The sequence below is a fragment of the Mycobacterium lehmannii genome (genome assembly GCF_002245535.1).
In the GTDB taxonomy this organism is placed as follows: Bacteria; Actinomycetota; Actinomycetes; order Mycobacteriales; family Mycobacteriaceae; genus Mycobacterium; species Mycobacterium lehmannii.
Map to the genome: position 1 here is coordinate 1 of NZ_NKCN01000022.1, position 24119 is coordinate 24119.

The 24119-nt window shown below is 67.2% G+C and carries 22 protein-coding genes and 1 pseudogene; 8 read left to right on the top strand and 15 right to left on the bottom strand.

The window, feature by feature from the left end; translation table 11 throughout:
* The 3 genes and pseudogenes from CEX87_RS27255 to CEX87_RS20935 form a co-directional block, all read left to right on the top strand.
* Positions 1-235 (top strand): annotated as a pseudogene (locus CEX87_RS27255) (IniB N-terminal domain-containing protein); the annotation flags it as partial.
* Between the two features lie 100 nt (positions 236-335).
* Positions 336-2252, top strand: a complete 1917-nt coding sequence (locus tag CEX87_RS20930) for a dynamin family protein (RefSeq protein ID WP_094288950.1) — start codon at positions 336-338, stop codon at positions 2250-2252.
* A 79-nt stretch (positions 2253-2331) separates the two neighbouring features.
* On the top strand, positions 2332-3828 hold the full coding sequence (locus CEX87_RS20935; protein ID WP_094288952.1) for a dynamin-like GTPase family protein: 1497 nt from the start codon (positions 2332-2334) through the stop codon (positions 3826-3828).
* Here the strand turns inward: CEX87_RS20935 and CEX87_RS20940 are convergent.
* From CEX87_RS20940 to CEX87_RS20980, 9 genes are all read right to left on the bottom strand, one after another.
* Positions 3825-4283, bottom strand: a complete 459-nt coding sequence (locus CEX87_RS20940; RefSeq protein WP_094288954.1) for a hypothetical protein — start codon at positions 4281-4283, stop codon at positions 3825-3827. The genes CEX87_RS20935 and CEX87_RS20940 overlap by 4 nt on opposite strands.
* A gap of 19 nt (positions 4284-4302) precedes the next feature.
* Positions 4303-4767: a hypothetical protein gene (locus tag CEX87_RS20945; protein ID WP_094289026.1), complete on the bottom strand. Its 465-nt coding sequence runs from the start codon at positions 4765-4767 to the stop codon at positions 4303-4305.
* A 39-nt stretch (positions 4768-4806) separates the two neighbouring features.
* Positions 4807-5739, bottom strand: a complete 933-nt coding sequence (locus CEX87_RS20950) for an LLM class F420-dependent oxidoreductase (RefSeq protein WP_094288956.1) — start codon at positions 5737-5739, stop codon at positions 4807-4809.
* Between the two features lie 40 nt (positions 5740-5779).
* On the bottom strand, positions 5780-6400 hold the full coding sequence (locus CEX87_RS20955; protein ID WP_094288958.1) for a TIGR03085 family metal-binding protein: 621 nt from the start codon (positions 6398-6400) through the stop codon (positions 5780-5782).
* Positions 6401-6426: 26 nt separating this feature from the next.
* The gene (locus tag CEX87_RS20960) at positions 6427-6876 is read right to left on the bottom strand and encodes a hemerythrin domain-containing protein (RefSeq protein WP_094289028.1); all 450 of its coding nucleotides are present in this window, start codon (positions 6874-6876) and stop codon (positions 6427-6429) included.
* A gap of 329 nt (positions 6877-7205) precedes the next feature.
* Complete coding sequence (locus CEX87_RS20965) at positions 7206-9545, bottom strand: arylsulfatase (RefSeq protein ID WP_094288960.1); 2340 nt, start codon at positions 9543-9545, stop codon at positions 7206-7208.
* A gap of 51 nt (positions 9546-9596) precedes the next feature.
* Positions 9597-10193: a hypothetical protein gene (locus CEX87_RS20970; protein ID WP_064399838.1), complete on the bottom strand. Its 597-nt coding sequence runs from the start codon at positions 10191-10193 to the stop codon at positions 9597-9599.
* 11 nt (positions 10194-10204) lie between these two features.
* Positions 10205-11821 carry a long-chain fatty acid--CoA ligase gene (locus tag CEX87_RS20975; RefSeq protein WP_094288962.1) on the bottom strand — a complete coding sequence of 539 codons (1617 nt, stop codon included), beginning with the start codon at positions 11819-11821 and terminating at the stop codon, positions 10205-10207.
* Entirely contained in the window at positions 11818-13329 is a 1512-nt protein-coding gene (locus CEX87_RS20980) for a WS/DGAT/MGAT family O-acyltransferase (RefSeq protein ID WP_094288964.1), read from the bottom strand. Before CEX87_RS20980 ends, CEX87_RS20975 begins: the two co-directional genes overlap by 4 nt.
* Positions 13330-13444: 115 nt before the next feature.
* Between CEX87_RS20980 and CEX87_RS20985 the strand changes: the two genes are divergently transcribed.
* Positions 13445-14710 (top strand): PucR family transcriptional regulator, encoded by a 1266-nt coding sequence (locus CEX87_RS20985; protein WP_064399836.1) that lies wholly within the window; start codon positions 13445-13447, stop codon positions 14708-14710.
* On the opposite strand, the gene CEX87_RS20990 is transcribed toward CEX87_RS20985, so the two are convergent.
* The 4 genes from CEX87_RS20990 to CEX87_RS21005 all read right to left on the bottom strand — a co-directional run bounded on the left by CEX87_RS20990 (position 14703) and on the right by CEX87_RS21005 (position 17547).
* A complete protein-coding gene (locus CEX87_RS20990) occupies positions 14703-15491 on the bottom strand; it encodes an SDR family NAD(P)-dependent oxidoreductase (protein WP_064399835.1) in 789 nt (262 codons plus the stop codon). The genes CEX87_RS20985 and CEX87_RS20990 overlap by 8 nt on opposite strands.
* On the bottom strand, positions 15488-16336 hold the full coding sequence (locus CEX87_RS20995; RefSeq protein ID WP_064399879.1) for an SDR family NAD(P)-dependent oxidoreductase: 849 nt from the start codon (positions 16334-16336) through the stop codon (positions 15488-15490). The genes CEX87_RS20990 and CEX87_RS20995 overlap by 4 nt, the downstream gene beginning before the upstream one ends.
* 104 nt (positions 16337-16440) lie before the next feature.
* Entirely contained in the window at positions 16441-17355 is a 915-nt protein-coding gene (locus tag CEX87_RS21000) for an alpha/beta hydrolase fold domain-containing protein (protein ID WP_064399834.1), read from the bottom strand.
* Between the two features lie 3 nt (positions 17356-17358).
* Positions 17359-17547: a hypothetical protein gene (locus CEX87_RS21005; protein WP_064399833.1), complete on the bottom strand. Its 189-nt coding sequence runs from the start codon at positions 17545-17547 to the stop codon at positions 17359-17361.
* Between the two features lie 237 nt (positions 17548-17784).
* On the opposite strand from CEX87_RS21005, the gene dnaK reads away from it, so the two are divergent.
* The 4 genes from dnaK to CEX87_RS21025 all read left to right on the top strand — a co-directional run bounded on the left by dnaK (position 17785) and on the right by CEX87_RS21025 (position 21998).
* Positions 17785-19644 carry a molecular chaperone DnaK gene (gene dnaK, locus CEX87_RS21010; RefSeq protein WP_064399832.1) on the top strand — a complete coding sequence of 620 codons (1860 nt, stop codon included), beginning with the start codon at positions 17785-17787 and terminating at the stop codon, positions 19642-19644.
* Entirely contained in the window at positions 19641-20264 is a 624-nt protein-coding gene (gene grpE, locus CEX87_RS21015) for a nucleotide exchange factor GrpE (protein ID WP_094288966.1), read from the top strand. The genes dnaK and grpE overlap by 4 nt, the downstream gene beginning before the upstream one ends.
* A gap of 151 nt (positions 20265-20415) precedes the next feature.
* Positions 20416-21594: a molecular chaperone DnaJ gene (gene dnaJ / locus CEX87_RS21020; protein ID WP_094288968.1), complete on the top strand. Its 1179-nt coding sequence runs from the start codon at positions 20416-20418 to the stop codon at positions 21592-21594.
* The gene (locus CEX87_RS21025) at positions 21594-21998 is read left to right on the top strand and encodes a heat shock protein transcriptional repressor HspR (protein WP_064415131.1); all 405 of its coding nucleotides are present in this window, start codon (positions 21594-21596) and stop codon (positions 21996-21998) included. The genes dnaJ and CEX87_RS21025 overlap by 1 nt, the downstream gene beginning before the upstream one ends.
* An 8-nt stretch (positions 21999-22006) precedes the next feature.
* Here the strand turns inward: CEX87_RS21025 and CEX87_RS21030 are convergent, their stop codons facing one another.
* Both CEX87_RS21030 and CEX87_RS21035 read right to left on the bottom strand, forming a co-directional pair.
* Positions 22007-22909: an aldose 1-epimerase gene (locus CEX87_RS21030; RefSeq protein ID WP_233151460.1), complete on the bottom strand. Its 903-nt coding sequence runs from the start codon at positions 22907-22909 to the stop codon at positions 22007-22009.
* A gap of 97 nt (positions 22910-23006) precedes the next feature.
* On the bottom strand, positions 23007-24068 hold the full coding sequence (locus tag CEX87_RS21035; RefSeq protein WP_233151461.1) for an NAD(P)-dependent alcohol dehydrogenase: 1062 nt from the start codon (positions 24066-24068) through the stop codon (positions 23007-23009).
* Positions 24069-24119 lie beyond the last annotated feature (51 nt).

Below are 24119 nucleotides of genomic sequence, written 5' to 3' on the forward strand. Positions count from 1 at the left end.
CAACGACAACGACACGACCACTACCAATGTCGATGGCAACCAGACCAATGTCGGCGATATCGACGGCAGTGTGTCCGGTGGGATCTCGGGCGGGTCGAGCATCGAGGACAACTCGGTGGACAACTCGATCGACAATTCGGTCGACAACTCCGGACAGGACAACTCGACGGACAACTCCGGTCAGGTCAACACCGATGTCGATGTGGACACCACCGTCGACACCGGCCTGTTCTGAGCCCGACCACACAACGCCACTGGCGGGGATCAATCCACGATCCCCGCCAGTTGGCACGTCTACCGTTGACTCACCCGGCCCACCCGGACGCGAGGACTTCATGACGCAAGGCAACGACGCACGACCGGCCAGACAGACTTCGGCCGGCGAGCCGGCCAGACAGACTTCGGCCGGCGAGCCGGCCAAACAAACAAGGGTCATCGTCGAGCTGATCGACCACACCAGCAGGATCGCCGACGCCAACGATCGCGCCGACCTGGTCGAGCGGTTGGCCAAGGCCAAGGACCGCATCACCGACCCGCAGATCCGGGTGGTGATCGCCGGACAGCTCAAACAAGGCAAGAGCCAGCTGTTGAACTCGCTTCTGAACGTTCCTGTCTCGCGGGTCGGTGACGACGAGAGCACGGTGCTTCCCACCGTGGTGACCTACGGCGAGACCGCCGCCGCCAAGCTGATCGTGGCGCGCGGCGAGGGCGAGGAACCCGAGGCCGTCGAGATCTCGATGGCCGACATCAAAAACGATCTGCGCCGGGCGCCGCAAGCCCACGGGCGTGAGGTGATCCGGGTCGAGGTGACCGCGGCCAGCCCGCTGCTCAAGAACGGGCTCGCGTTCGTCGACACCCCAGGCGTCGGCGGGCACGGTCAACCACATCTGTCGGCGACGCTGGGCCTGCTGCCCGACGCCGATGCCTTGCTGATGTGCAGTGACACGAGCCAGGAGTTCACCGAACCCGAGATGACGTTCATGCGGCAGGCCTTCGAGATCTGCCCTGTCGCAACGATAGTCGCGACCAAGACGGATCTCTACCCGCACTGGCGCCAGATCGTCGAGGCCAACAAGGCGCACCTGCAACGCGTGGGTGTCGCTGTCCCGATGATCCCGGCCTCCTCGCTGCTGCGCAGCCACGCGATCGCGCTCAACGACAAGGAACTCAACGAAGAGTCGAACTTCCCGGCCATCGTGAAGTTCCTGAGTGAGCAGGTGCTGGCGCTGCAGAACGGTCGGATCCGCGACCACGTCGTCAACGAGATCTATTCGGCTGCCGAACATTTGACGCTCAAGGTCAAGGCCGAGCTGTCTGCACTCAACGATCCTGACACACGCGATCGGCTCAAGGAGGACCTCGAACGGCGCAAGCAGGAGGCCCAGGATGCGTTGCAGCAGACAGCATTGTGGCAGCAGGTGCTCAACGACGGGATCGCCGATCTGACCGCCGATGTCGACCACGACCTGCGCGGGCGGTTCCGCATCATCGGCCAACACATCGAGAAGGTCATCGACACCTGCGACCCGACGCATCACTGGGCCGAAATCGGAGCCGAACTCGAGAATGCGGTCGCCACGGCCGTGGGCGACAACTTCGTCTGGGCGTACCAACGGGCCGAGGCGCTGGCCGCAGACGTCGCGCGCACGTTCGTCGAGGCGGGCCTCGACGCCGTCAGCATGCCCCAGCTCGACCCCAGCCGGATGGGCGCCAGCCTCGGGGAGATGAAGTCTGTGGGCAAGCTGGAGGCCAGGCCGGTCCGTGCGGGGCGCAAGCTGACCATGGGGATGCAGGGCTCGTACGGCGGCGTTTTGATGTTCGGCATGATGACGTCGTTCGCGGGTCTGGGCATGTTCAACCCGATCTCGCTGGGGGCGGGTCTGCTGATGGGGCGCACGGCGTACCGCGAGAACATGGAGAACCGGATGCTGCGGGTCCGCAACGAAGCCAAGACCAACACCCGCCGCTTCCTTGACGACACGCAGTTCGCGGTCGGCAAGGAATCGCGCGATCGGCTCAAGGCGATCCAGCGGCAGCTGCGTGACCACTACCGCGGCATCGCCAACCAGACCTCTCGATCACTCAACGAGTCGCTGCAGGCGACCATCGCTGCCGCGCAGGTGCAAGAGGCCGAACGCAGCGGCCGGATCAAGGAACTCGAGCGCCAGCTGAACATCCTCAATCAGGTCACCGATCACGCCGCCAAACTGATGCCACCCGAATCCGCGCCTGAACCCGTCAAGACCACGTAGCCGCGGCGGTGCCTAAGCTGGACTCTTGGCCATCGCCGAACGCCGGAGAGCAGGCAGGAGCATTGGTGGGCAGCGCGAGATGAGCACGAGCGACCAGGTACGCGCGATCCTGGGTGGAACCATCCAGGCGTACCAGGCCGATCCTGCTTACGCTCATCGCCCCGATGTGCACAACGAGCTCGAGCGCATCGGCGGTCGGCTCAACCAGCCGATCCGGATCGCGCTGGCCGGCACGCTCAAGGCGGGCAAGTCCACGTTGGTGAATGCGCTTGTGGGCGAGGACATTGCGCCGACCGACGCCACCGAGGCCACCCGCATCGTGACGTGGTTCCGGCACGGTCCCACTCCGAAGGTGACCGCGAATCATCGCGGCGGCAGGCGATCCAACGTGCCGATCGGGCGCGATCCCAACGAGGGCGGGCTGACGTTCGACTTCGCCACGCTCGACCCCGAGGACATCGTCGACCTCGATGTGGAGTGGCCGGCCGCCGAGCTGATCGACACCACGATCATCGACACTCCGGGTACGTCGTCGCTGTCTCGCGACGTCTCGGAGCGCACCCTGCGCCTGCTCGTACCCGCGGACGGGGTGCCAAGGGTCGATGCGGTGGTCTTCCTGTTGCGGACGCTGAACGCCGCCGATATCGCGCTGCTCAAGCAGATCGGCGAGCTGGTCGGCGGTTCCGCGGGCGCGTTGGGCGTGATCGGCGTGGCCTCTCGCGCCGACGAGATCGGGGCAGGGCGCATCGATGCGATGCTGTCGGCCAAGGACGTCGCGACGCGGTTCACCGCCGAGATGGAGCGGACCGGGACGTGTCAGGCAGTGGTTCCGGTGTCCGGCCTGCTGGCGTTGACGGCACGGACGCTGCGGCAGAGCGAGTTCGTCGCGCTGGAGAAGTTGGCGGCGGTGGACGCCGCCGAGCTGACCAAGGCGATGCTGTCGGTCGACCGCTTCGTCCGCGACGACAGCCAGTTGCCGGTGGATGCGGCGACGCGGGCCGCACTGCTGGACCGGTTCGGCATGTTCGGGATCCGCATTTCGATCGCGGTGCTGCGCGCCGGTGTCAGCGATTCGGTGGCGCTGGCCGACGAATTGTTGGAGCGCAGCGGACTGGTGGCGTTGCGGGAGGTCATCGATCAGCAGTTCGGGCAGCGGTCGGATCTGCTCAAGGCGCACACCGCGTTGCTGTCGCTACGGCAGTTCGTCCAGGCCAACCCGATCTATGCGACGCCCTACATACTGGCCGACATCGACCCGCTGCTCGCGGACACGCACGCATTCGAAGAGCTCCGGTTACTGAGCCAGTTACGTTCGCGGCCAACGACGTTGAACGACGACGAGATGGCCTCGCTGCGACGGATCATCGGCGGTTCGGGTACCGACGCGGCGAGCAGGCTCGGCCTGCAGCCGGACAACCCCTACGACGGACCGCGCGCGGCGTTCGCGGCCGCACAGCGCTGGCGCAGGCGTGCAGAGCATCCGTTGAACGACCCGTTCACCACCAGGGCGTGCCGGGCGGCGGTCCGCAGCGCAGAGGCGTTGGTGGCCGGTTACGCCGCCCAGCACCGGGCCTAGGGGCTCGGCGTCGCCGTCACCGTCTCGGTCACCGTTTCGGTACTGGTTTCGGTGCTGATGCTCGTCGTCGGCGGCGGAGTGGTCGTCGTGGTGGTCGTTGTGGTGGTCGGTTCCGTGGTGGTGGGCGCCACAGGTGGTGCGGTGATGGTCTCGGTCACGGTCTGGGGAGACACCGTCGTGGTGGCGGGCGCGGTGGTCCGCGTCGTCGTCGTCAGCGGCGTCAGCGACGTGGGTTCGGTAGTGGAGTCGTTGCCGCTGATCAGGCTGGCCAGGCCCCACACGATCAGGGCGACGAGCAGGGCACCGATCGCGCCGAACGCGACCAGCGCAGCGGGCTTGCGGTACCAGGGCACCGGCTCCTCGGGCGGCACGCCGGGGCCGCCGTCGCCGTAATTGATGTACGCCGTCGGTTCGTTGTCCGGATGGTTCGGGTCGGGAGGTCCGTATCGCGCCACGGCCACCGATAGTAGGCGCTCAGGGATACGGATAGAGCGTGCGCGTCACATTCGTCCGGGGTCGGCGCGTCGTGCGGGTCGTGGTCCGGTCCTCGTCCTCGTCGGCCTCGCTGGTGGGCGGCCGCTCGCTGCTTGTCGTCGTCTCACTGCTCGAGGTCGTCTGGCTGCCGGAAGTCGTCGTTTCCGAGGGCGGCGGGTCGTTGATCTCCGTCGTCTCCGGAGGGCTGGTGCTGGTGACCGTTCCGGTGGTCCCGGTGGTGGCCGCCTGGGTCTCGGTCGGGGTGAACGTCGGCTCCACGTAGTTCAGCGGCGCCTGGGGCGGCTCGCTGGACCGGCCGGCAACGAAGGAGACCGCCAACACCAGGAGCCCGATCGCGACCAGGCCGAGCAGGCTCGCGCCGACGACTTCCGGCGTGCGGTTGTACCAGGGCTGCTGGGGCGGATCCCCACCGCGGTCGTGGTCGTTGCTGTTGCCGCCGGGCACGGCCACTGATCGTAGGGCCGCGGGCCCGCGTGCGCCCGCTCAGCGAAACTGCGGAAGCACCTCGCGGGCGACGAACTCCAGGTGGGCGAGATCCGACATGTCGAGAACCTGCAGGTAAACGCGTTGCACGCCGGCCTGGAGGAAGGGTCCCAGCTTGTCGGCGATCTCGGTGGCCGTGCCGACCGTCGGGGAGTTGCTCCGCAACTCGTCGACCTCGCGGCCGATCGCGGCCGCCCTTCGGGCGATCTCGCCGTCGTCGCGGCCGGCGCACAGCACGAACGCCGCGGAGTACGTCATCGAATCGGCGGAACGCCCGGCATCGGACACGGCCGCCGCGACGCGCTCGAACTGGGTCTTGACCGTGTCCAGTCCAACGAACGGGACGTTGAACTCGGTGGCGAATTTCGCCGCGAGCGCCGGCGTCCGCTTGGCGCCCTGGCCGCCGATGATCACCGGCGGGTGCGGTGCCTGCGCGGGTTTGGGCAGGCCGGGAGAGTCGACGACGGTGTAGTGCCGGCCGGAGTAGTCGAACGTCTCACCCTGCGGCGTCGTCCACAGACCGGTGATGATCTGCAGCTGTTCGGTGAGCCGGTCGAATCGTTCGCCGAGCGACGGGAACGGGATCGCGTACGCCTGGTGTTCGGCCTCGAACCAGCCCGCGCCGAGGCCGAATTCGACTCGGCCCCCGCTCATCTCGTCGACCTGGGCGACCGATATCGCCAAAGGGCCCGGATATCGGAAGGTCGCGGAGGTCACCATCGTTCCCAGCCGGATCGTGGAGGTCTCGCGCGCGATACCCGCCAGCGTGACCCAGGAGTCGGTCGGGCCCGGCAGGCCCTCACCGCTCATGGCCAGGTAGTGATCGGACCGGAAGAACGCCGAGAAGCCCAGATCTTCGGCGGCTCGCGCGACGGCGAGCTGGTCGGCGTACGACCCGCCCTGCTGCGGTTCGACGAAAACCCGGAAATCCACCGATGCGCTCACGGACGCCAGCTTAGATACGCCCGACGGATCACAGGCCGCGACGGTTTCCGCGCACCGCCTCGACGGTCGCCGGGTCGCCGTCGAAGTCCACGCGCACTTCGTCGCGACCGGAGATGAACAGCAGCAGTTCCTGCGCTTCGCCGACGATGGTCAGTGGTTGACCCTTTCCGACCGTGGCCAGCACCTTGCCCTGCGGTGTCTTCAGCGTCATCCGCGCAGGCGCCTTTGCCAGCGTCATCTTCGCCATCAGCGGCAGCGAACGCGTCAGGGCGTTGACCGTGCTGTCATCCAAAGGCCTTGGCTCCCAACCGGATTGCGCGCGCCGGACGTCTTCGTGATGGATGTACATCTCGCCCATGTTGGCCACCGGGTCGAGCAGTTTGAACGGCGAGTACAGCGGCGGGCCGGAGGCGATCTTGTCGAGCAGTTCCTCCCAGTCGGTCTGCGCGGTCTGCTGTTGCACTTTGTCGGTGTATCCGGCCAATGCCGGGAGCATGATTCCAGGGGTGGCGTCGAGCCTGCGCTCGCGCACCACCAGGTGCGCGGCGAGGTCCCGGGTGGTCCAGTCCCCACACAGGGTGGGGGCGTTGGGTCCGACCTCGCGCATGGTCTCGACGAGGGCGGCGCGTTCCCGTTGTGCGGCGGTCATTCCTCCACCTTAGGGACGGGCGACCGTCACACGCCCCACTTGACCATCTCCCGGCCCGGATGGGCCTCGTGCCACGCCGCGATCGCGGCATTCCAGTCGTCGCCGTCCAATTCGGTGATCGACGCCGGGAAGATCCCGTCCTCTTCCTTGCGGGTGTGCTCCCAGAGGTCCTCGACGGCGTCGCGGATGGCCTGCTGATCGGCCTCGCGAGCCAGGTCCACGGAGGCCAGGAGGTCGGCGAGTTCACGGTGCTCGCGAATGAGGGGCTCGATGTGCTCGGCGAACAACTCCTCGCGCATGAGGGCCTTGAACAGGCCGTTCTCCTCGCCGCGCCAGTGGGTGCTCAGCTCCTCGGCCATCTGCGCCAGAAGCTGTCGCGCTGTGTCGAGGTCGCCGCGGTCGATGCCCCGGACGGCCTCGCCGCCCAGGTTGAGGACGTGGGCGTGCTCGGCGATGTAGTCCCGGATCAAGGGCATGTCGCGGCATCCGCAGTACTGACACATCCCTCGCGACGCTACGCCGTGCAGCGGGCGATGTCGCTCCTGGAACAGGTATCGGAAACGTGGCATGAGCGTGGCCTCGTTGATGTGCGAAGTACCCGGAGCGAGACTTCACCCGAAGCCCGCAGGGTTCTGCGGGCCAAGGCGGTAGGTGAGGCCGAGACCTACCGAAGCTGGGTGCGCCGATACCGCTCATCAGCTGAGCGGGCGGGGTTCAGCGGCCACATCGCCGCCGCCGAGTCCATGGGGGCAGGTGATAGCTGACCTGCGGTACACAGACCGCCGTGCGACCGATCCGTCGAATCTCAGGTGTAGACGACATGGACGCGGTCGATACGCCCCTCGAACGGGAACGGGGCGCGCTCGCGGTAGTCCAGCGAAACCGGTGAACCGAGGCAGGTGCCGATGTCGAGGCAGTCGTTGGCGGTGAACAACAGCGGAGCGCTCACTGGAACCTGTCCTGTCGCAACGGTTTCCCCACCGACGACCAGAGTGATATCCAGTGGTCCGGCGGGTCGCTGTTCGGCGTAGCGGGTTTGAACCGAGATGGTGGTGCGCCCCGGCGGGATTCTCGCACCGGACCGGATCTTGGTGCGCTGCAGGATGAACAGGTTGTACTCGTAGCACAAGTACCCGTCCTCGAGATAGCAGGTCAGCCCTCCGGCGGCGGCTCCGAGCGCGTACAGCACGCCGTTTGCGTCGGCGGGAACTTCGGCATCGATGGTTACGACGTTGTCCTTATTGCCCAGCGCCGGCGCACAGAACTCCGGCATGCGCACCATGTCTCCGGAGAACTCCCACTCCCGGTACGGCGGAGCGATCCGCAACTCGGGGTGATAGACCGGCACCCACAATCCGCCGCCGACCGGGAGCACCGAATTGCGCGCCGCCTCGATGGCGAACATCTCGCGCATCTGGGTCAGCTTCTCGGTTGCCTCGTGCGCGAGATCGTCGGCCTGAGACCAATCCTCGTCGAGGTGATACAGCTCCCAGGCGTCGGCGTCGGGCGTCCAGGTGTCGATGCCCTCGGGCTGGCCCGGCACCCACGGCAGACGCGGGCCGCGGGCACACGCCAGCCACCCGTCGTGGTAGATCGCACGGCTGCCCATGATCTCGAAGTACTGGGTCTTCTTCCCGCCGGGGGCCTGGCGGTTGGCCAGGTTGTGCGCGAAACTCGCTCCGGCGAGCGGGATCTGCGGTTCACCGTTGACCACTCGCGGCGCAGTGATGCCGACGATGTCGTAGATGGTGGGAACGATGTCGTTGCAGTGCAGGAACACATCACGTGGTGTGGAATCCGCGGCGATCTTGGCGGGCCACTTGACCGCCATCGGGTTGCGGGTTCCACCGAGATGAGAGGCCAGCAGTTTCATCCCCTTGTACGGCGTGCTGCCTGCCCACGCCCACGCGGCGTGGTACTGGTTGTCGACCAGAGGCGAGCCGAGCATGTCGAGACCGCCGAGCTCGTCGAGCGCGTCGATGTGCTGGCGGACTGTTGTCGGAATCCCGTTCTGCGCCAACAGTTCGGCGATCGTTCCGTTCTGCCCTTCACCCGACGAACCGTTGTCGCCCCAGATGTAGAGGAACAGCGTGTTGTCGCCGTACCCCAGCGCGTCCAGTTCGTCGGCGATACGGCCGACCTGGACGTCGACGTGCTCGGCGTAACCGGCCGCGACCTCCATGAGGCGGCGCTGGAACGGCTTCTCGTCCTCGGGGATGCTGTCCCAGGAGGCCAGCGAGTCGTCGCGCTCGGTGAGCTTGCAGTCAGGAGGAAGCCAGCCCTTCTCCTTGGCCCGGTCGAACACCCGCTGCCGGTAGGAATCCCAACCGTCGTCGAACCGACCCGCGTACTTGTCGGCCCACTCCTTCATGATGTGGTGCGGGCCGTGCAGGCAGCCGCTGGCCCAGTACATGAAGAAGGGTCTTTCAGCCCTGAACGCCTTGTGCCGACGCAACCACGAGATCGCGTCGTCGGCCAGGTCCTCCGACAGGTGATACCCCTCTTCAGGGGTCCGCGGTGGGGCGACGACGGTGGTATTGCGGACCAGATGCGGCTCGTACTGCGAGGCCTCTCCCGCGAGGAACCCGTAGAAGTACTCGAAACCCAGACCCGTCGGCCAGTTCTCGAACGGCCCGGCGGCAGTGGTCTCCTCGGCGGGGGTGTTGTGCCATTTGCCAAACGCGGCTGTGGCATAACCATACTGCTTGAGCACCTCAGCCACCGTCGCGCTGGAGCGCGGGATCTTGCCGGCGTAACCGTCCCAGTCGTTGGCCAGTTCGGCGATCTGGCCGTTGCCGATCTCATGGTGGTTGCGTCCGGTCAGTAGCGACGCGCGGGTCGGTGAGCACATCGCAGTGGTATGGAACCTGTTGTAGGACACACCTTCCGAACAGACCCGATCCATGGTGCCGGTGCGCACTTCGCCGCCGAAGGTGCTCGGCAGGCCGGGGCCGGCGTCGTCGATGAGCACGATCACGATGTTGGGTGCGTCGTCGTGCAGCCGCCACGGGACCACTCGCTGGGCGTACGTCGACTCCTTCAGCGTGCGCCCGGCGACGCTCGCCGACCGGGTGGGAGGAAACGGTAGTGTCTCACCCCACGGCAGCTTCGGAGCGACCATCTCGGTGGCAGCGCGTTCGGGCATCGTTGTCCTTCCCTGGTTCCAGCTCATCACCCTAGACACTGGGGGCCGTGGTCACCGCAGGAACGGATTGTGTTCCGGCAGCGGCTTGATCAACGGATCGAGTAGCGCAGCGGATTGATCGATGGTGAGCACGTCGGCCGGGTCGAGCACGATGAACTCGCGTGCGGTCTCGTCGTACTCCCACACGTCCTCACCGACGAGTAGTCCGTCGGCGTAGGGCCAGATCATGTGCTCGGCGGTCTTGACCAAGTAAGTGGCCTCAGGATCGGCGGGCACCCCCTCGGCCGCCAAGATGGCACCGGGGGTCTGTTGATAGATGAACGACGTCGACACGATCATGTCGTCGCTGATCGCCAGCTTCTCGTCGTCGGCATAGAAAACGCACTGCGCCGTATCTCGCCATTGCCGGTAGAGCGTCTTGACGGCATCCGTGCCCTCGACGGTCACACTCTTGCCGAGCATACTGAAGTGGTACACGGGTTTCTCGACCGTCATGTCCGGGGCGAAGATCTCCTCGTACCGGCCGGCCATCTCCAGGTAGCGGTGCCGGTTGTAGGCGTGCAGCAGGTAGAGATGACGGGGGTTGTCCGTGGTCTCGATCAAGCGTTCCACGGCCCGGTTGGTCTGGGTGATGTCGAATCTGCTCATGGTGGGTCCTTTCAGGTTGTGGCGAACAGGTTTCGAAGGATGGATTTCTTGAACTTGCCGGTGGCGGTGCAGGGGATCGCTTCCATGAACTCGAACCGGTCGGGCAGTTGCCACTTGGCGAACTCCTGGGCCAGATGGTCGCGCAGTTCATCGGCCGACGCCCGCCCGCCGTCGCGGAGCGCCACGACGGCCAGCGGGCGCTCGCCCCAGCGGTCATCGGGCACCGCGATCACGGCGGCCTGCGCGACGGCGGCGTGCGACATGAGCTGGTTCTCCAGGTCCACCGAGGAGATCCACTCGCCGCCGGACTTGACGAGGTCTTTCGACCGATCGCAGATCCGGATGCAGCCGTGCGGGTCGATCCGCACCACGTCCCCGGTGCGGAACCAGCCGTCGGGTGTGAAGCTCTCGGCGCCCCGCCCGCCGTGGTAACTCGACGCCACCCAGGGACCGCGCACCTCCAACTCGCCCATGGCGGCGTCGTCCCAAGCGATCAGGGCTCCGTTGTCGTCGCGCGCCCGGATCTCAAAGAACGGGGTGGCGACACCCTGCCGGGTGCGATGGCCATACTGCTCGTCACGCTCGCTCTCGAGGAGGTGCCCCGGCAGCCGGCAGACCGCTCCCAGCGGTGCGGTCTCGGTCATGCCCCACGCCTGCACGACAGTCAAGCCGTGGCGGTCGAACCCCTCGAACATCGACCGCGGTACGGCCGCGCCCCCGACGATCAGCCGGTCCAGCTCCGAAAGGTCCCACCTGTCCGGTTCGGCGTCGAGTGCCGCGAGCATCCCCATCCACACCGTCGGCACACCCGCCGTCATCGTGACTCGTTCAGCGGCACACAGATCGAGCACGCTTTCGGCATCCAGCCGCGGCCCCGGCAACACCAGGCGAGCGCCGGCCAGCGCCGCAGCGTACGGCAGGCCCCACGCGTTGGCATGAAACATCGGTACGACGGGAAGAATTGTGTCGTATGCCGACACCGCCAGCTGGTCGGGCAGCGCGGCGACGAGCGAATGCAACGCAAGCGCTCGGTGGGAATACACGACCCCCTTGGGCCGCCCGGTGGTGCCGGATGTGTAGCACATCGCCGCCGCGCGGGACTCGTCGAGGCCGGGCCACTCGACAGGCTCGGCGTCGGCTATCAGCGACTCATAGTCCAGCGTGCCCGCCGGTGCTTCACCGGTGTGCGCGACGACGATGACATGTGTGAAAAAGTGCGCGTCGCGGAAGCTTTCGAACACCTCCAACAACGACTCGTCGACGACTATCACGTTGTCCTCGGCGTCACCGACGATGAAGCCGAGTTCGTCGGGGAACAGCCGCGGGTTGAGTGTATGGATGACCGCACCCATGGCGGGAACCGCGAAATACAGTTCGAGGTGTTCGCTCTGATTCCAGAGCAGTGTGGCTACCGGTTCGCCCTCGCGAACACCAAGTGCCGAAAGTGCCCCGGCGAGTCGCCGCGCCCGATTCACGCAGGTGCCGAGGGTCGTCCGGCTGATCGCCCCCGAGGGGCGGCGAGACACGACCGGCTGGTCGGCGTGGAACCGTTCGGCCCGTTCCACGATGGCGGTCAGCGTGAGCTGGTAATCGTCCATGCTGTTGCTGCGCAGCGTGTATGCGGTCATTTGGTCGCCTTCCTGCTCTGCGGCACAGTTGAATTCGCCGCATGGGCGGCGTCACGCAGCTCGTCCAGGCCGGCGCGCAGAGCGTCGAGGATCGGCCATGGGTCGTCGACGAGTTCGCGGTCGACGACGATGCCGAACTCGAGCGAGTCCAGGTAGCTCATCACGGTGATGTTGATGCCGATTCCGTCCAGAACCCCCGAAACCGGGAACTGCGCACGCTGGCGGGCACCACCGAGGTACAGCGGGGCCGACGGGCCCGGAACATTCGAGATCATCACGTTCGCAGGCTGATTGAGCCCGCGCAGGCCGGCCAGCCGCGACGTCGCCCTGGCCGCCTGAGCGAACAGCGCCGGCGGGATGAAGTGATTGGCGTCCTGCAACAGCGATGCGGGCAGCGCGCGGTGGCGCTCTTTGGCGTCGCGCATCGCGTCGTTGATGCGGCTTAGCCGCACAACCGGATCGGCCTCGTCGGTGGGCAGGGCGGTCAACATCACCGAGACCCGGTTGCCGAAGGTGCCGCGCTGCTCCGGGGTTCGCACCGACATCGGGATGAAGCTGGCCAGCGGCTCGTCGGGCAGCTCGGACTGGTCACCGAGCCAGGACCGCAGACCCGCGGTGCAGATGGCCAGGACGACGTCGTTGACGGTGCACCCGAACGTGTTCTTGACGTCTTTGACTTCGTCGAGTGACAACGAACCGAAGGCGACGCGGCGGTGCGGTGACACGCGAGCCTGAAACCGGGTGCGCGGCGCGGAGATGTCGCTGCCCCGCCAAGTCGCGCCGCCGGCGCCACCCCGAAACGCGCGCTTGACCAACCGGCTGCTGCGCGCAACGGCCTTCACGCCGGGCAGGTGCCGAATGGTCGGCACATCGTCGAGGTGCGGCAACGCTGTCGGGCCTGCGCGCAGCACCCGAAACGGCTGGCGCAGCAGGCCCACCAGGCCGCGGCCCAGCATTTCCACTTCCGAGGGGAAGCTCTCGGCGAGGACCTCCGGCGCGGGTCCGCGCGCGCGACCCGTCGTGCCATCCGTCGTCTCGTCGAGCAGGATACTCATCACCTCGGCGCCGGACACGCCATCGACCGCGGCGTGGTGCATCTTCGTCAGCACCGCTACACCGCCGTCGGCGAGGCCGTGGATCACGTACACCTCCCATAGCGGGCGGGCCCGGTCGAGTTGGCGGCCGATGATTCGAGCCACCTGCTCGGCGAGCTGGCCCGCGTCACCCGGTGACGGGAGCGCGAGTTCACGGACGTGGTACTCGATGTCGAAAGTGCCGTCGTCCACCCAGTACGGGTAGTCCAGAGCGAACGGGACCTCTGCGAGCCGCCAGCGGAAGGTGGGCAAGAGATGCAAGCGGCTGCCGATGACGTCACGGACGAGGTCGGCATCCAGTGGCAGGCCGGTCGCGGTGTGCAACTCGTAGACACCGAGGACGCTGACGTGGCCCTGCACGCGAGCGTTTTCCATGGCCAGAAACTGGGCGTCGAGGCTGGTCAGTTGTCGCATACGATGATGGTCGTCCGGGCTGGCCCCGGCTTTCTTGTCTGCGCGCGCCAACGTTGTGCCCGGCCGTTGTGGATTTTGCGTATCACCGGTGGCCGGCGGCGATACCGTTCTCTGCATGGAGCTGGCCTGGGCGGGTGCGCAGGGTGAGGACCGACGTCGGGTGTGGTCGTCGGTGCTGTGTCCGTCGGCCACCGAACTCGCGGCGCGGGCGAGTGAGATCTCCGCTGCAGTCAACGATTTCACCAGCGAGCGGCTGCCCGAACTGCTCGCCAGCGCCGAGGCACTCGAAGTGAACCGGGCGAGTACCGAGGCCAGTATCCGAGATTTCGCCGAAGTGCTGCTGGCCGGTGCCGATCCCGGTGAGGCGGCGCGGCTGGCATCGCCGACGCTCGCCTATGCCCTGGACGGTGCGCAACACGCCATCCCGTTGGCCACCCTGATGCGCAGCTACCGACTCGGACACGCCGCGACCGCCCAACACTTCACCTCAATCCTGGAAAGCCACGCGCGCGACGCCGAGGAGTTGATCCTGGCAACGGAATTGAGTTCGGAGTGGATGTTCGCCTATGTGGACGCCGCGCTGTGTCTGGTGGAGGAGGCCTACACGGCAGAGCGCGACCGATGGCTGCGCAGCGCCGCGGCGAGCCAGGCCGAGACCATCGGCACCATCCTGGCCGGTGCGCCGATCGACACCGAGGTGGCGAGCAGGCGGTTGCGCCACGACGTCCGCCGAGTGCACGTTGCGGCGATTGCTTGGCTGGACTCGCATGAGGAGGGCCGCAACACCCAAGCACTGCTGGAGTCAGCCATCCGCGACATCGCCGCGGCGATCGGTGACCAGAAGCCACTGGTGCATCCGCTCGGCATCCTTTCGGCCGCGGCGTGGATCGGCTCGCACAGCGAGGTCCCGCCGAAAGTGCTCGACGAGTTGCGCTTTCGCACCGTCACGGCGCCAGGGGTACGGATCGCGGTCGGGGAACCAGCGCGCGGCATCGCGGGTTTCCGGAGCAGTCACGTCGAGTCGCTCGAAGCCCAACGGGTCGCCCGGCTAACCGGGCGCCCCGCGGGCAGTGTCACGCGTTACCACTCGGTCTCGCTGCGTGCGCTTGCCACCGTCGACGCCGACCAGGCGGCGACGTTCGTGCGACGCGAACTCGGCAAGCTGGGGGCGGCGGATGAGGCGACCCGCCGGCTGGCCGCGACGCTGCGGACCTACCTCGAGGAGAACGGCAGCCGCGGACGGACCGCCAAACGGCTACACGTGCACGAGAACACCGTCGCCTATCGGATCCGTCAGGCCGAGGAACTGCTGGGGCGTCCGGTGGACAAGCGCACCCTCGAGTTGCGCGCCGCACTGGCCCTCGTTGAGCTGGTCACCTAGGCAGCATCGCCTCGCGCACCTGCCCGACGCCGGCCAGTCGAGCGACCTCGCCTATCAAAACCGGTGCGAGAGCGCCGAATCCGACCAGCAGTCGCACGCCGGCCGACGCGACCGTCGTCTCCGGTCTATTCCGCTCCACCGCCTGGGCTACCGCTCGCGCGACGTCCTTCGGTGTGCTCGTGCCGAATCCGCGCGGAAGGGTGACGCCCGTGTCGGCCAACATCCCGGAGTCCCGGATCGGTCCGGGGAAGACGGTCGAAACCCCGACGCCCGTTCCGTGCAGTTCCTGCCGCAGGGCCAGGCCGAGGCCCCGCAAGCCCCACTTCGTCGCCGTGTAGACCGAGCCGTTGCCCGGGGTCGCGATGAGCCCCGCTCCCGAGGAGATGAACACGATATGGCCGCGCCCGCGTCGCTTCATCGGTCCCACCGCCGCTCGTGCGAGGGCCGCCGGAGCGAGAAGGTTGACGCGGATGGCATCGGCGATCTCGGCGTCGCTCAGCATCGCCAGGTCTTCCGGGATGCCGACGCCTGCGTTGGCGACGAGCACGTCGACCGGACCCGCGCGGTCCATCAGGTCGCGCACCTGATCGAGGTCGGTGAGGTCGGCGGTGAGCCCCCGAGCGACCGGTCCAAGCTCGCCGACCAGCCGCTTGAGCTCCAGCTCGCGTCGGCCCGTGACCGTCAGCGAACAGCCGCGCGCGGCCAGTTCTTGTGCGATCGCGTGGCCGATTCCACCCGTTGCACCGGTCACCAGGGCGTGTCGGCCCGCCAGCTGCGTCATTTCGTCATCTCGGCGGTCCGGGCGGCGACCCACCGCGCCAGCGGCGGAGCGCAGCGCGAGAGCGCATACATGACGTGCGCCTCGGCGGCGATCGGCGCCACGGCGCGGTCTCGGCCGACTGCGCGCAGGGTCTTGTGCGCGACGCGCTCGGGTGAGTACCCGCGCTTGCGGTAGGTCGACGCGAGCCGTGCGCGCCGCTCGTCGAGGTCGCCGTCGCCGCGGATCGGGCTGTTCTGCGTGATGGCGGTGTCGATGATGCCCGGGCACACCGCCGTGACACCGATGCGGTGTGGCCTGAGCTCCATCCGTAGAGCTTCCGACAATCCGAGGACGGCGAATTTCGTTGCGCTGTAGGCACTCAGCTGTGGATTGGCCAGCAGGCCGGCGGCCGAGGAGAGGTTGACGACGTGGCCGCCGCGGCTGGACTCGATCATGGTGGGCAGGAAGGCGTCGCAACCGTGCACGACCCCCATCAGGTTGACGCCGACCAGCCACTGCCAGTCCTTGGCGCTGGTGTCGAGGAACCCGCCGACCAGTCCTACGCCGGCGTTGTTGACCACCATGTCCACCCCGTCGAAGCGGTCGAACGTCGCGTCGGCGAACGCGGACATCTCTGCGGCGTCGGACACATCGACACGGCGGGTCAGCACCTGTGTTCCCCGGCTGCGGGCCGCATCGGCGGTGTGGGCCAGACCGGCGTCGTCGATGTCGCACAGCGCGAGGCGGGCGCCGCGTTCGGCGCACAGCCGCGCCAGCTCGCGGCCGATGCCGCTGCCGGCGCCGGTGATCACCGCCACCCGGTCGGTGAGGTCTGCGGTTCTGAGTCGGGAGGTCGATCGAGGCATGGCGACCACGTTATGGCCGTGGCGTCGTGGATCGCTCGTGCGAAGCCGCCAACTGGTCCCTTGCCCGTTGTGGGGCAACGACAACGCACGCATCCCGGCGCCTCTCACGTCAGGTACCGAATGAGATGAGCGCCGATGAGGGCCATGGCTTCGCGAGCAGTATCCGTCTGCTTCCTCGTGAAGCCGTGGTCGATGCCGGGGAAGCTGCGGTGCGTGGTGGCCACACCTCGGCGAGCGAGTTCTGTGGCCAGCGCGTCGCCTTCGGGGCCGAGCGTGTCGAGTTCGCCGGTCATGACCAGGCTGGGCGGCATGGCTTCGGCGAGGGCGGTGTCGAACACCGGGGAGGCCAGTGGGTCGCGCCGGACGCTCGGGTCGATGACGTAGGCCTCGATGGCCAGGCGTTGAATCGTCGGAGAGATCCGCGGCCGCTTTTTGGCCGACGTTCGATCGAAGCGCGAGAGGTCCGTGACCGGAAACGTCAGAAGTGCTGCCCGCCAATCCAGCTCATCGTCTACCCGTGATTGCTGGCACACGTTAAGCGCTAGCTTGGCGCCTGCGCTGGCACCCGAGAGCGACATGCGTGAGGTGTTCCAGCCGTAGTGGGAGCCCTCATGGCGCAACCATCGTGCGATGTCATAGCACTGTTGCTCGGCCACCGGGTACTGAACCTGGGGCGCGGTGGCGTAGTCGGGCAGTACCACCACGGCGCCGACCTCGGCCGCGATGTACTCGGCGAGGTACTCCTCTTGCCGCGGGTTGCGCACGATGAACGCGCCGCCGTGCAGGTGCAGGGTGACGGGCGGGCCACCGCTCACTCCGGTCAACGGCGCCGCGGGATGCGGCTGGTAGATCAGGCAGCCGACGCTGCCGTGGCGGGTGGGCACGTTGATGCGGCCGGGCCCGGCGATATGGCGCGAGGTGAACCGGAAACTGCGCGGGATAGGAACGAGCGGAAGCAGGCGCTGGGCCGAATGCGCGGCCAGCCAGGTACCGGCGCGGCGCCTCGGCCGTGCTGGCATCGCTCAGGCGGCCGGGTTCGGGAGGTGCTTCCGTGCCGTGCCGAGAGCGTGGCCTGCGGTGATCGCCGCCGGGATCAGCACCGGCGAGAGTGTGAGCAGGAAAATCAGGACGGCCGAGATGTACGACGACATGGGTGACTCGCTTTCTCCGCGCAGCGGGTCGGCCGTGCGGTCCGGATAAGAGTCGGCCACCGCACGTCGCGTCCGCTTGTGCCGGCGTGACGAAAGCTCGCAGCGGATATGTCGCGGCCGCACATACCGGGCCTCGGATCGAACCGGGGAACAAAAGCCGTGGCGGCGCCGTTGAGCCTATCGATACTTGAGTGAAACAGACTCAAGTCTGGGTTGACAGGTTATAGTTCGTCGGCGCAGTCTTGAGTGCGGTGCACTCAGACCCCAACAAGCAGGACTATTTCAGGAGGAACAAACATGGCTCGTGCGGTCGGAATCGACCTCGGGACCACCAACTCCGTCGTCGCGGTACTGGAGGGTGGCGATCCCGTTGTCGTCGCGAACTCCGAGGGCTCCCGCACCACGCCGTCCGTCGTCGCGTTCGCGCGTAACGGAGAGGTGCTGGTAGGCCAGCCCGCCAAGAACCAGGCGGTGACCAACGTCGACCGGACCATCCGTTCGGTCAAGCGGCACATGGGCACCGACTGGTCCGTGGAGATTGACGACAAGAAGTACACGGCGCAGGAGATCAGCGCCCGAACGCTACAGAAGCTGAAGCGCGACGCGGAGAGCTACCTCGGTGAGGACATCACCGACGCCGTCATCACCGTGCCCGCCTACTTCAACGACGCTCAACGTCAGGCCACCAAGGAGGCCGGGCAGATCGCCGGCATGAACGTGCTGCGGATCGTCAACGAGCCCACTGCGGCAGCGCTGGCCTACGGCCTGGACAAGGGTCAGAGTGAGCAGACCATCCTGGTGTTCGACCTCGGTGGCGGCACGTTCGACGTCTCGTTGCTCGAGATCGGCGAGGGCGTCGTCGAGGTGCGCGCCACCAGTGGCGACAACCACCTGGGCGGCGACGACTGGGACGACCGGATCGTGGAGTGGCTGGTCGACAAGTTCAAGGGCACCTCCGGCATCGACCTGACCAAGGACAAGATGGCGATGCAGCGGCTGCGTGAGGCCGCCGAGAAGGCCAAGATCGAGCTGAGCTCGAGCCAGAGCACCTCGATCAACCTGCCCTACATCACCGTCGACGCGGACAAGAACCCGCTGTTCCTCGACGAACAGCTGACTCGCGCCGAGTTCCAGCGCATCACCCAGGATCTGCTCGACCGGACGCGTCAGCCGTTCCAGCAGGTGGTCAAGGACGCCGGTATCTCGGTGTCCGACATCGACCACGTGGTGCTGGTCGGCGGCTCGACCCGCATGCCCGCGGTGTCGGATCTGGTCAAGGAGATGACCGGCGGCAAGGAACCCAACAAGGGTGTCAACCCCGACGAGGTCGTCGCGGTCGGCGCCGCCCTGCAGGCCGGTGTGCTCAAGGGTGAGGTGAAGGACGTTCTGCTGCTCGACGTCACCCCGCTGTCCCTGGGTATCGAGACCAAGGGTGGCGTGATGACCAAGCTGATCGAGCGCAACACCACCATCCCGACCAAGCGGAGCGAGACCTTCACCACGGCCGACGACAACCAGCCGTCGGTGCAGATCCAGGTCTATCAGGGTGAGCGTGAGATCGCCGCGCACAACAAGCTGCTCGGCAGCTTCGAGCTGACCGGTATCCCGCCGGCTCCGCGCGGTGTGCCCCAGATCGAGGTCACCTTCGACATCGACGCCAACGGCATCGTGCACGTGACCGCGAAGGACAAGGGCACCGGCAAGGAGAACACGATCCGCATCCAGGAAGGCTCCGGCCTGTCCAAGGAGGAGATCGACCGGATGGTCAAGGACGCCGAGGCGCACGCCGAGGAGGACCGCAAGCGTCGCGAGGAGGCCGACGTCCGCAACCAGGCGGAGTCGCTGGTCTACCAGACCGAGAAGTTCGTCTCCGAGCAGCGCGGTGCCGAAGGTGGCTCGAAGGTCCCCGAGGACACGCTGACCAAGGTGGACGCGGCGATCGCCGATGCCAAGAAGGCGCTGGAAGGCACCGACATCGGTGAGATCAAGTCCGCCATGGAGAAGCTCGGCGTCGAGTCGCAGGCCCTCGGCCAGGCCATCTACGAGGCCACCCAGGCCGAGCAGGCGGCGAGCGGCGGTGCGGACGCCGGTCCGGCGGACGACAACGTCGTGGACGCCGAGGTCGTCGACGATGAATCTGACAAGGAGAACAAGTGACAGGAAACGATCCGCACGAGCCGGTGACCGTCACCGACAAACGGCGCATCGATCCCGTCACCGGTGAAGTGAGAGAAGCAGGTTCGGATCCGGCGCCGGACTCGGCGTCGGACGAGCCCACTGCGACGGCGGCAGGGGAGGAGGCCGACAAGGCCTCCGAACTGCTCGCCGATCTGCAGCGGGTCCAAGCCGATTTCACGAACTACCGCAAGCGGGCGTTGCGCGATCAGCAGGTGGCCGCGGACCGGGCGAAGGCTTCGGTCATCTCGGAGCTGTTGCCGATCCTCGATGACCTCGACCGCGCGCGAAGTCACGGTGACCTCGAGAGCGGTCCGTTCAAGGCGATGGCCGACAAGTTGGTCAACACGCTTGAGGGGCTGGGTCTTTCGGGATTCGGCGACGAGGGCGACGACTTCGATCCCGAACTTCACGAGGCCGTCCAGCACGAGGGTGAGGGCACTCACCCCGTCCTCGGCACCGTGATGCGACGCGGGTACAAGGTGGGCGACCAAGTCGTGCGCCACGCCCTGGTCGGGGTGGTGGACACGGTCCCCGAGGACGCCGGCCACGACAGCGGCACCGCCTCGGGTGACGGTGCGCCGGAAGCCGAAGCCGAATGACGAGGAGGTGGCGCGGAACCGCCGAGAGCGGCGAATCCCGCGCCACCTTCGACTCGTTCGGCGACGATGAATCCCACGAGATTCGTCGGCAACCAGCAAAATCTAAGTGAGACTGCGATAAACCTACAGAAGCGGAAGGAGGTGACGCGGTATGGCTCAGCGTGAATGGGTCGAGAAGGACTTCTACTCCGAGCTCGGCGTCTCCTCTGACGCCAGCGATCAGGACATCAAGCGGGCAGCCCGAAAGTTGCTCGCGGAGAACCACCCCGACCGCAACCCGGGCAACTCGGCCGCCGAGGAGCGGTACAAGGCCGTCTCCGAGGCCAAGGAGGTGCTCACCGATCCGGCCAAGCGCAAGGAGTACGACGAGACCCGGCGGCTGTTCGCCAACGGCGGGTTCGGCCGCGGCCGCTTCGGCGGCGGTGGGGGCTACGGCGGGTTCGGCGGCGGCGACGGTGTCGAGTTCAACCTGAACGACCTGTTCGATGCGGCCGGCCAGACCGGCGGCGCGAACATCGGCGACCTGTTCGGTGGGCTCTTCGGCCGCGGCGCACAGCAGTCGCGACCCAGCAGGCCGCGTCGAGGCAACGACCTCGAGACCGAGGCGGAGCTGTCGTTCCTGGAAGCCACCAAGGGTGTGGCGATGCCGTTGCGGCTCACCAGTCCCGCGCCGTGCACGAACTGTCATGGCAGCGGCGCCCGCCCCGGTACGAGTCCGAAGGTCTGCCCGAACTGCAACGGGTCCGGGGTGATCAACCGCAACCAGGGTGCGTTCGGATTCTCCGAGCCGTGCACCGAGTGTCGCGGCAGCGGGTCGATCATCGAGCACCCCTGTCAGGACTGTAAGGGCACCGGCGTGACCACCCGCACCCGCACGATCAACGTGCGGATTCCGCCGGGTGTGGAGGACGGTCAACGGATTCGGTTGGCCGGCCAGGGCGAAGCGGGCCTGCGCGGCGCACCGTCGGGCGACCTGTACGTCACCGTTCACGTCAGGCCCGACAAGGTGTTCGGCCGTGACGGCGACGACCTGACCGTTACCGTACCCGTCAGCTTCCATGAATTGGCGTTGGGCACAACGCTTTCGGTGCCGACACTGGAAGGCAAGGTCGGCGTGCGAGTGCCCAAGGGCACCTCCGACGGACGCATCTTGCGCGTGCGCGGCCGTGGTGTGCCGAAACGCTCTGGCGGACACGGCGATCTGCTGGTGACGGTGAAGGTGGCGGTGCCGCCGAACCTGGAGGGCGAGGCGGCCGAGGCGTTGGAGGCCTATGCGAAGGCGGAGCGGGCCAGCGGCTTCGATCCGCGGGCCGGATGGGCAGGTGCGTAATGGCTGCGAAGCGGTCCAATGACGAGGCCCGTACGTTCCTGATCTCCGTGGCCGCCGAGCTGGCCGGCATGCATGCCCAGACGCTGCGCACGTATGACCGGCTCGGGCTGGTGCGTCCGCAACGCACCTCCGGTGGCGGCAGGCGCTACTCACAGCACGACGTCGAGTTGCTCCGCGAGGTGCAACGGCTGAGCCAGGACGAGGGTGTCAACCTCGCGGGCATCAAGCGCATCATCGAGCTGACCAACCAGGTCGAGGCGCTGCAGGCACGGGTGCGAGAGCTGACCGAGGAAGTCGAGGCGCTACGTGGCTCTCCGCGCCGCGACCTCGCCGTGATGCCCAAGAGCACCGCGGTCGTGGTCTGGCAGCCCGGAGCCGGCCGGCGGCGACGCCAGGCGGAGTAGAGCTTCCGTCAACGAATCCTGATCGAGAACCGAGCGGTCTCCGGCTTGCCGGGGGCCGCTTTTCGGTATCCGCCTCTGCGTAGCGCGTCCGTCGGAGCCGCCATCGGTTCGATGCCGATCAGGTCGTCATTGGGCGGCGCGAAGAGTTGCGCTGCGGGATAACCGGTTTCGAACGTCACGTCGATGCGGCGCGCACCTCCGGCGAGGGTGAACACCGCCCGTTGGGGCACCTGGTCGAAACCGTCGTCGTAGGCGGTGACCATCAGGGTCTGCTCACCACCCGGCCACGGCTCGTCAGTGCCGGTGGGTATGCCCTTGTCATCCACCGGCAGATGGCGCATCGCCGGGGTGCTCAGCGTCCACTCCTCGCGCGGCACACCGGGGATCTTCACGTACGGGTGATAGCCGAAGCACAGCGGTACGGACACCGACGAGGTGGGCGTCACCGTGGTCTCGATGGTGAGCTTGCGGTCGTCGAGCATCACGTGCTGGGTGAGCACGTGGGGGAAGGGAAACGCCGCGAGCAGTTGTGGGTCGGCGCCGTAGTCGAGGACGGCGGTCAGGCTGTTGTCGGTGCGGTCGCTGACCTCCCATCCGGGATAGGCGGCGAGCACGCCGTGGATCGGGGCGCCGTGCTCATCGGTCCGGACGCCGCCTGCACCCGGCGTCAGGGTGACGACGGACCCGTCGACCTCATAGGTGTTGGCGCTCAACCGGTTCGCCCACGGGTACAGGATCGGGATGCCCATCGTCTTGCCGTTGTTCACATAGGCGGTCAGACCGCGGCGCTGACCGAGGAACTCGTCACCGGACTCGGCCAACGACGTGCCCACCATGCCTGCGGCGGGGACGAACGTCGCGGTCAGGTCCGAAGACGGATCGCTGAGCGTGACGGCATCGAAGTCAACCACAAGACGATCGTCGCACGAGCACCTGACCGGTTCGTGAATCTGGCGACGCTGGAGGCGTCGAAACCGTCGTCAGACGCACAATCCAGACACCCTCTGCTCAGTCGTAGACGATCACCGCGCGGCCGACGAAATCACCGCGGCCCAGCGCGTCGATGTGGTCGTTGACGTCTTCGAAGCGGACCTGCGTCACGCTGTCCTTGATCTTGCCGGCCTCGGCGAGCGCGACGACCTCGGTGAGGTCGGTGTAGTTGCCCCAGAACGAGCCGAAGAACGTGTACTCCCTGCCGACGATCGGAAACAGCGGGATGTCGACGCGGTTGCCCACCAGGCCGACCGATGCGACCGCACCCTCCGTGGCCAACAGCGCGAACGCCAACCGGATGCTGTCCTCGGCGCCGACACACTCGATGACCGCGTCGAACTCGCGCCTGCCGGTGGCCTGCTCGAGCGCGTCACGCACCTGGTCGTCGGTCCTACCCCTGGTGTTGATCGTGTGGTCAGCGCCGTTTTCGGTTGCCAGCGCCAGCTTTTCGTCGCTGCGGGCGAAGGCGACCACCGTCGCACCCGCACCGAGCAGCTTGGCGTACTGGACGGCGTAGGCGCCGAGGCCGCCGACTCCCATCACCGCCAACGTCGTTCCCGGCCCGAGCACCCCTGCCGCGCGCAGCTTCTTCAGGCCGCGGTACGGGGTCAGACCCGCATCGGTGAGCGGCGCCAGCGAGAGCGGCGACAGGTCGGCTCCGACGGGTATCACCTGTTGGTACGCCACCGGAACGTATTCGGCGTACCCGCCGTGCGGACCGAAGCCGACCCAGTGGCCCTGGTTGCAGATCTGTTCGTTGCCGCGGTGGCACTGGCGGCATGACCCGTCGCCGAGGGGACCGAAGACCACCGCGCGAGTACCCTCCGACAGGCCCGCGGAAGTCGGCACGTCGGCACCGATCCGGTCGACGGTGCCCGCGACCTCGTGGCCGGGCGTCACCGGAAGCGGCATCGGCAGGCTGAAGTAACCGTCGATGAGCTGAAAGTCGGTGCGGCACATGCCTGCCCCGCCGACCTTGATCAACACCTGGTTCGGCTCGATGTCGGGTATGGGGATCTCCTCCAAGCGCAGTGGCTGCTTGTACCCGTGCATGCGTGCGGCTCGCATCGTCGCCATCTGGACTCCCGACCGTTGATCTTGATCGGAGTGTACGGTTACGGCGGCCGC